The following is a 6,221-nucleotide window of genomic DNA, read 5'->3' on the forward strand; positions in this document are numbered from 1 at the left end:
CCCCCCCGCCGCGCGCCAGCTCCCGAGCCCCGCGACGACGACGAGGAGGCCGCCAGCGCCGGGCCGGACCCGTGGTCGCGCGAGGCGCGGGAGCCCGGCTCCGGCCGCTCGCCCATCGATGATCCGGAGGTCCTGCTCGACGACGCGCGCTCGTTCCTGCGGGACCTGGAGGGCGCGGACCGCATCGCGTTCTGGGGCGCGGCGCTGGTGGTGCTCTCCTGCTTCATGCCGTGGAAGGAGACGGCCGCGGACGGTGACTTCCTGGGCCTCATCAGCCTGGGCTTCATCTCGTTCCTCTTCGCCGTCGCGACGATGGTCTTCATCGGCATCCGCGTGCGCAACCTGATGGACTGGGCCAGCCCCATGCTGCCGTGGGGCGCGCAGATGGTGTCCACCGTCGTGTGCCTCGTCTGGTCGCTGGTGTTCCTGAAGATCTCGTCGGACACCACGCTGGTGCCGTCCCCGCTCGGCAACTCGGAGATGATGAACTCGTCGCCGAGCATCGGGTGCTTCCTGGGCGTGCTCGGCGCGGTGATTGCGCTGCTGGGCGGCCTGATGGGCCTGCGCCGCCCGCAGTAGGGGCGGCGGCGAGGATTTCGCTGCCGTGCCGGAGGGGAGGCGGGCTACCGTCGCCGGCCACCATGTCCGACGCCTCGCCCCTCTCCCGCCTGCTCAATGCGCTGGGCTCGGCCGTCGTGGGCCAGCCCCGCGTCCTGGCCGACCTGGTGACAGCCTTCCTCGCGCGCGGCCACGTGCTGCTGGAGGGCGTGCCCGGGGTCGCCAAGACGCTCACCGCGCGCAGCATGGCCGGCGCCCTGGGACTGTCCTTCTCCCGCGTGCAGTTCACGCCGGACCTGATGCCCGCGGACATCCTGGGCACCAACATCTTCCAGCCCCAGGCCCAGTCCTTCCGCTTGATGAAGGGCCCCGTCTTCACGGAGGTCCTGGTCGCGGATGAGATCAACCGCACCCCGCCCAAGACCCAGGCGGCGCTGCTGGAGGCGATGGAGGAGCGGCAGGTCACCATCGACGGCGTCACCCACCCGCTGCCGCCGCACTTCTTCGTCGTCGCCACGCAGAACCCGCTGGAGCTGGAGGGCACCTATCCCCTGCCCGAGGCGCAGCTGGACCGCTTCCTCATGCGCGTGCGCGTGGGCTACCCGGACGCGGACTCCGAGGGGGCGCTCCTGCGCGCCTACCACCAGCGCGAGGGCCGTGCGCCCACCGTGCCGCGCGTGCTGGACGCGGCCACGCTGACGGAGCTGCAGGACCGCGCGGCCCGCGTCGCGTGCGACGAGTCCATCCTCCAGTACGTCGTGCAGCTCGTGCGCGACACCCGCGCCCACCCCCGCGTGCGACTGGGCGCGAGCCCCCGCGCCTCCCAGGCCCTGCTCGCGGCGTCCAAGGCGCACGCGGCGCTCCAGGGCACCGACTTCGTCACCCCGGACGACGTGAAGGCCGTGGCCTCCAGCGTCCTCAACCACCGCCTCCTCCTCAAGGCCGAGGCGGAGGTGGAGGGCGTCACCCCGGACGACGTCCTGCGGCAGATGCTCGAACGGGTGCGAGTGCCCCGGTGAGCCTCGGGCGTCCCGTCCCCACCGGCCTCGCCGTGGCCCTCTTCGCCGGGGCGCTCGTGCCGGCGGCGCTCGCGGTGGCAAGCCTCGCCTTCGGGTGGCTGGCGCTCGCGGTGGACGTGGCCGTGCTCCTGCTGTGCGCGGTGGACTTCGCGCGCGCGCCCCGGGCCCACGACGTGGAAGCACACCGCGAGGTGGAGCCCATCCTCTCCTCCGGCGTGGACAACCCCGTGCGCTGGGTGCTGAGCGCGCGCACTGGAAGGCCCGTGCGGGGAGAGCTGCGCGACGAGCCGCCCCTCGACGTGGAGAGCCACGGCCACCGCCAGCCCTTCGCGCTCGAAGCAGGGGCCGCGTCCGCGAGGCTCACCTACCGGGTGCGGCCTCCTGCCCGGGGCGACGCGCGCTTCGGCGACGTGCACCTGCGGCTCCTGGGGCCGCTGGGCCTGTGCTCGCGGCAGGTGCGCCTGCCCGCGGCCCGGGACGTGAAGGTGTACCCGGACCTGAGCGCCCTCTCGCGCGAGGCGCTGACGCTGGCGCGTGCGTCGGAGGCCGTGTCCGCGCGCACGCTGCGCCGCAAGGCGATGGAGGGCCGCGAGTTCGAATCGCTGCGCGAGTACCGCCCGGGCGACGACTACCGCCACATCGACTGGAAGGCCTCCGCGCGCCACGCCCACACGCTGGTGCGCACGTGGCAGCCGGAGCGGCACCAGCCGGTGCTGCTGCTGCTGGACTGCGGCCGTCACATGGCGGGCCGGGTGCAGGGCCGACGCAAGCTGGACCACGCGGTGGACGCGGCGCTGCGGCTGGCGCGCGTGAGCCTGGACGCGGGCGACGTGGTGGGCGTCATGGCGTTCGCCAGCGACGTGCGCGCCTTCCTCCCCCCGCGCAAGGGCGCCGAACACCTGCGCCTCATCACCGAGTCCCTCTACCGCGCCGAGGCCGGCCTGGAGGAGAGCGACTACGGCCGCGCGTTCGACTTCGCCTTCGCCCGCCAGACGCGCCGCGCGCTGGTGGTGCTCTTCACCGACCTGGTGGACCCGGACGCGTCCGCCACGCTCCTCACGCGCACGCTGGCCCTGCGCCCCCGGCACCTGCCCGTCGTCGCGTCGCTGCTGGACGAGGACCTGGAGGCCGCGGCCACGGACGTGCCCGGCGACGCACCGGCCGCCTACGCGCGCCAGGCCGCAGCGCGCATGGAGGCCGAATACCGCCTCACCGCCACCACGCTGCGCGACGCCGGAGCCCTGGTCGTGCGCGCGCCAGCACGCGCCTTCGGGGCCGCGGCGCTCAACGTGTACCTGGACGTCAAGGCGCGCGGACGGCTCTGAAACACACGCGTGTTCGTGGAGCGCGCCAGACGCATTCGTCAAGACCTTTGGAACACCCGCGGAACATTTCACCGCACGCGTGAGTGCACGCAGCAGCGCTCCGCCGAACGACGTGCTTGCCAATCGCGCGGAGGCCGAGTTTTCGGCCTCGCGGAGGACCCCCTTTACAGATCCGGATCGCTCCCCAGAATGGCGCGCCTCAATCGTCCGCGCACGCGCGCGCACGCTCCAAACCTACGGATGGGAGGCGGGACTTGGCGGAGGTCGCAAGGGGTTTGAGGGTGACGGTGGAGGCGGACGCCGCGGCCGTCGCGGCCCGTGCCGCGGAGGAGCTGGTCGCGGCGGCGTTGACGCCCTTCCACGAGCGGCTGCTGGCGGAGGAGCTGCTCGCGCGGAGCGGCGACACGCAGCAGCGCCTGGCCAACGCCCTGTCCGAAGCGAAGGTGGACCTGAACCCCCACCAGGTCGAAGCGGCGATGTTCGCGATGGACGCGCTGTCGCGCGGCGGCTGCATGCTGGCGGACGAGGTGGGCCTGGGGAAGACCATCGAGGCGGGCCTCGTCGTGGCCCAGCTCATGGCGGAGGGCAAGAACCGCATCCTCATCCTCGCGCCCGCGGTGCTGCGCGCGCAGTGGAATGCGGAGCTGCGCGAGAAGTTCGACCTGGACAGCGTGCTGGTGGACGGCCGCAACGTGCGCCCCCACAACAACTGCTTCGATCAGCCCTTCCCCGTCATCTGCTCGCACCCCTTCGCGGCCAACCGCGTGAACCTGCTGGCGGAGATCCCCTGGGACCTGGTCATCATCGACGAGGCCCACCGCCTTCGGAACGCGCACCGCCCCAACAACAAGATGGGACAGGCCCTGCGCGCGGGGCTCGCGGGCCGGCCCAAGCTGCTGCTCACCGCGACGCCGCTCCAGAACAACCTGATGGAGCTGTTCGGCCTGATGTCGCTCCTGGACGAGCAGATATTGGGCCCCGAGCACGCCTTCCGCAGCCGCTACCGCGCGGACGAGGGCGGCGGCATGTCGGAGGCCGCCGCCTGCGAGCTCAAGGAGCGGCTGGCCCCGGTGGTGCAACGCACGCTGCGCCGTCAGGTGCGCGAGTACGTGCGCTACACCAACCGCCGCAGCATCGTGGAGGACTTCAATCCGTCCCCCGAGGAGCACGACCTCTACGAGAAGGTCAGCGAGTACCTGCAGCGCTCCGAAGTGGCGGCCATCGAGCCGGGCAAGAAGACGCTGCTGACGCTGTGCTACCGCAAGCTCCTGGCCTCCTCCACGTTCGCCATCGCGCCCACGCTGCGCAAGCTGTCGGAGAACCTCCAGAAGCGCCTGGAGGCCGCGCGGCTGGGGCAGCAGGCCCTGGCGCTCTTCGAGCCGGAAGAGGCCAAGCAGTTCGTGGAGGAAGGCGAGGAGTGGTCCGACGACCCCGCCAAGGCCCCCGCGGTACGCACGCTGGAGCAGGAGGTGTGGGAGCTGCGGCAGTACGCGGACCTCGCGGACTCCATCCGGATCAACGCCAAGGGTGAGGCGCTCAAGCGCGCGCTGGATCGCACCTTCGCGGTGATGCGCACGCACGGCTGGCCGGAGAAGGCGCTCATCTTCACCGAGTCCAAGCGCACGCAGCAGTACATCTTCAACCTGCTGTCGGAGCACGGCTACAAGGACAAGATCTCCCTGCTGTCCGGAGACTCGGGCAGCTCGCCCGAGGAGCGCCGGGCGCTGGTGGACGACTTCCGCAACCGCACGCAGATCCTCATCTGCACCGAGGCGGGCGCGGAGGGGCTCAACCTCCAGTTCTGCAACCTGGTCGTGAACTACGACCTGCCGTGGAACCCGCAACGCGTGGAGCAGCGCATCGGCCGCTGCCACCGCTACGGCCAGCAGCGCGACGTGCTGGTGGTGAACTTCCTCAACCGGCAGAACGCGGCGGACGCGCGCCTGTTCGAGCTGCTGGAGAAGAAGCTCAACCTCTTCGACGGCGTCTTCGGCGCGTCGGATGAAATCCTGGGCGCGCTGGAGAGCGGCGTCGACTTCGAGCGGCGCGTGCTGGACATCTACCAGTCCTGCCGCAACCCGGCCGACATCAACATCGCCTTCGACAAGCTGCGCGAGGAGCTGGAAGGCGCCATCACCCAGCGCATGTCGGAGATGAAGTCGGTGGTGCTGGAGCGCTTCGACGGCGACGTGCGAAGGCGCCTGCGCGTGGCCGGCGACCAGGCCAAGGAGGTGGTGGCGCGCCGCCAGCAAGAGGCGAAGGCGCTCACCGGCTCCGTGCTGGGCAGCCGGACCTCCGGACGGCTCCAGGTGGCCAAGGCCGCCTACGCCGTGCGCGACCGCACCCAGGACGCCGTCAGCTACCTGCAGCTGGACGCGGCGGGGCTGCCGTCACGGCTGGCGCGGCTCGCGGGCAGCGAGGGCTGGTGGTTCGCCTACAAGTTCGAGATCACCGGCCTCAAGCCCGAAGAGAAGCTGGTGCACCTGGTGCTGGTGAAGGACCGGGAGGGCGGCTTCCGCGCCCTGCCCCTGACGGACGGTGTTCACTTCACGAAGCTCGACGCCAAGGAGGAGAAGCGTCGGCAGCCCGCGCCGGTGTCGGTCCAGCTCATGCAAGAGCAGTCGCTCATGACCGCGAAGGATGAGCTGATTCGCGCGGCCGAGCGCCGCAATGCGTTGGAGCTGGACAAGGCCCGCGAGCGGGTGGACCGCTACGTCGAGGACTGCCTGATGGAGTCGCGCGAGGTGGTGGAGGCCGCGCGCGAGGCGTGGACCACCGCGCGCAAGGAAGTCTCGGGCGTGGAGGATACGGCGGAGCGCGCGAAGGCGCGGGCGCACTCGGACCGGCTGGAGCGCGAGTACCGGCGCAAGCTGGCGTCGCTGCGCAACGAGGAGGAGAAGCGCTACGCGGCGAAGGACCGGCAGCTGGCGGAGCTGGCCCAGAAGGGGCGCGTGACGGAGAAGCGCACCCTCATCGCCTCCGCGTACTTCTGGCTGTCGTAGTCGCGTGAGTCCAGGCCCCCTCACAGGGGCTTGAGCCGCACCCACGTCGCGCCCCAACCGCCGTCCGCCTCCGAGGCGGTCTGGAAATGGGCGACCTCTGGCAGCGTGGGCAGCAGGGTCTGCACGGTGCGCCGCAGCGCGCCGGTGCCCTTGCCGTGGATGATGCGCACGTCGAGCACCCCCTTCTGCTGGCAGGCCCAGAGGTACTCGGTGACGAGCGCCTTCACGTCCCGGGGCTGGAAGAGATGCAGGTCGAGGTTGCCATCGACCGGAATTTCTACGGCCTCGTCCTCACTGGTGGGCGGGGGCTCCGGCCC

Annotated in this window: 5 protein-coding genes; 4 read left to right on the forward strand and 1 reads right to left on the reverse strand. The window is 71.5% G+C overall.

Annotated features, from left to right (window positions below):
- From D7V93_RS35670 to D7V93_RS35685, 4 genes are all read left to right on the forward strand, one after another.
- A partial coding sequence (locus D7V93_RS35670; RefSeq protein ID WP_120647609.1) for a hypothetical protein occupies positions 1-579 on the forward strand: 579 nt, incomplete at its 5' end.
- Between the two features lie 62 nt (positions 580-641).
- Positions 642-1,577 carry an AAA family ATPase gene (locus tag D7V93_RS35675; protein ID WP_120647610.1) on the forward strand — a complete coding sequence of 312 codons (936 nt, stop codon included), beginning with the start codon at positions 642-644 and terminating at the stop codon, positions 1,575-1,577.
- Complete coding sequence (locus D7V93_RS35680) at positions 1,574-2,902, forward strand: DUF58 domain-containing protein (RefSeq protein WP_120647611.1); 1,329 nt, start codon at positions 1,574-1,576, stop codon at positions 2,900-2,902. The genes D7V93_RS35675 and D7V93_RS35680 overlap by 4 nt, the downstream gene beginning before the upstream one ends.
- A gap of 254 nt (positions 2,903-3,156) precedes the next feature.
- Entirely contained in the window at positions 3,157-5,904 is a 2,748-nt protein-coding gene (locus tag D7V93_RS35685; protein ID WP_120647612.1) for an SNF2-related protein, read from the forward strand.
- Positions 5,905-5,924: 20 nt separating this feature from the next.
- On the opposite strand, the gene D7V93_RS35690 is transcribed toward D7V93_RS35685, so the two are convergent.
- Positions 5,925-6,221: Smr/MutS family protein (locus D7V93_RS35690; RefSeq protein ID WP_244237703.1), on the reverse strand; the 297-nt coding region annotated here is incomplete at its 5' end.

The organism is Corallococcus llansteffanensis (genome assembly GCF_003612055.1).
Lineage (GTDB): Bacteria > Myxococcota > Myxococcia > Myxococcales > Myxococcaceae > Corallococcus > Corallococcus llansteffanensis.